Source organism: Streptomyces sp. NPDC050548 (assembly GCF_044457385.1).
Classification (GTDB): domain Bacteria; phylum Actinomycetota; class Actinomycetes; order Streptomycetales; family Streptomycetaceae; genus Streptomyces.
This window is the reverse complement of record NZ_JBITGV010000047.1, coordinates 1-1,880: the sequence shown is the minus strand read 5'-3', so window position 1 is coordinate 1,880 and position 1,880 is coordinate 1. Positions and strand designations below refer to the sequence as shown.

Annotated in this window: 1 pseudogene; it reads right to left on the bottom strand. The window is 66.4% G+C overall.

The annotated features are described in order from the left end of the window. Positions 1-1,880, bottom strand: a pseudogene (locus ACIBJH_RS48150) (amino acid adenylation domain-containing protein); the annotation flags it as partial.

Here is a 1,880-nt window from a genome sequence, read left to right as displayed (position 1 = left end):
CTCATGACGGCCCGCCACATCCCCCAACGCCGCCCGCAACGCCCCCACATCCAACGCCCCGGTCAGCCGCAGCACGAGGGGGATGTTGTACGTCGACGACACGCCCTCCAGCTGACCCAGGAACCACAGCCGACGCTGCGCGAACGACACCGGAAGCACAGGAACAACCTTTCGCTTGCTCCCTCACACAGAGGGATGACCGCCATCCAAGGCAGTGGATTACATGAAGAATGTGCGAGCGGGCCGGAGGATTGCTCCTCAGGCTTCGCCGCTCTTGCCCGTCGCGGGGAGGGGCGATGTCATTCGCCGTCTTCCTGGAGGGGGCGCATACGTCGCAGTTTGGGTCGCGTCTTCGCCGTAGTAACTGAAGCGAGTTCTGTCGCCAGCAGAGCCACCGTGGGTGCCTCGAACAGCGACCGAACCGTGACTTCCACGTCCAGCGCCAGCCGGATCCGGCGTACAAGCCGAGTGGCCAGGAGAGAGTGTCCGCCGAGGTCGAAGAAGCTGTCGTCGATGGAAACGGGTCCGTTACCGAGGACTTCGGCGAAGAGGCCGCACAGGATCTCCTCCTGCGGTGTCCGGGGCGCACGCCCGGACGCGTCCGATGTGTACGTGGGTGCCGGCAGGGCCCGCCGGTCCAACTTTCCGTTCAGCGTCAACGGCAGAGCGTCCAGCACCACGAATGCCGACGGCACCATGTAGTCCGGCAGACTGCGGCGAGCGTGGCTGCGCAGTTCGACGGTGACAGCGGCCGACGGGAGGTCATCCGCGGAGGCACCGGCCGCGGGTACGACGTAGGCGACGAGCCGTCTGTCGCCCGGCGTGTCCTCCCGTACGACGACGGCCGTCTGGGCCACCTGCCCGTGTTCCGCCAGGGCGGCTTCGACCTCGCCCGGCTCGATGCGGAAGCCGCGTACCTTCACCTGCGTGTCCGCCCGGCCGAGGAACTCCAGGACTCCGTCCGCGTTCCAGCGCACCACATCCCCGGTCCGGTACATCCGCGAACCGGACACCGCCCCGAACGGGTCCGCGACAAACCGCTCGGCCGTCAGACCCGCACGACCCAGATACCCCCGCGCCAGACCAGCCCCCGCCACATACAGCTCACCCGCAACACCCACCGCCACCGGCGACAGACCCGCATCCAGCACATACACCCGCGTGTTCCACACCGGACGCCCCACCGGCACTGACACATCACCAGCCCGGCACTCCCACAACGTCACATCAACCGTCGTCTCCGTCGGACCGAACGAGTTGAACACCCGACGCCCCACAACCCAACGGTCAACCAACCCCGCAGAAGACGCCTCCCCCGCCAGCACCAACGTCAGACCCTGAGGAAGACCCTCTTCCCCCAATACCTCCAACACCGCCGGCGGCAACGTCGCATGCGTCACCCCGTGCCGCACCACAAACCGCGACAACGGCTCACCCGCAACCCGCTCCTCCAACGACGGCACCACCAACGCCGCCCCCGACAACAACGCCATCCAGACTTCCCAGACCGACGTATCAAAACTCACCGACGCAAACTGAAGAACCCGGGAACCCAACCCCACACCCAGACCCTCAACCTGCGTCCCCGACAAACTCGCCACACCCACATGCGAAACCACCACGCCCTTCGGCCGCCCCGTCGAACCCGACGTATAGATCACATACGCGGGATGCGCAGGAACCACCGAAGCCAAACGATCCCCATCCGTCAGATCTGACGTGCTCAAGGCCGCGACCGCGTCCCGCACCGGGGGATCGTCGAGCAGCACACAAGGGATGTCACTGTCACGGGGCAGCAGACCGGCCGTTACCTCATCGGTCAGAACGAACGCCGGCCGAGCATCCTGGAGCATGTACGCGATCCGGTCCGCCGGGTACTC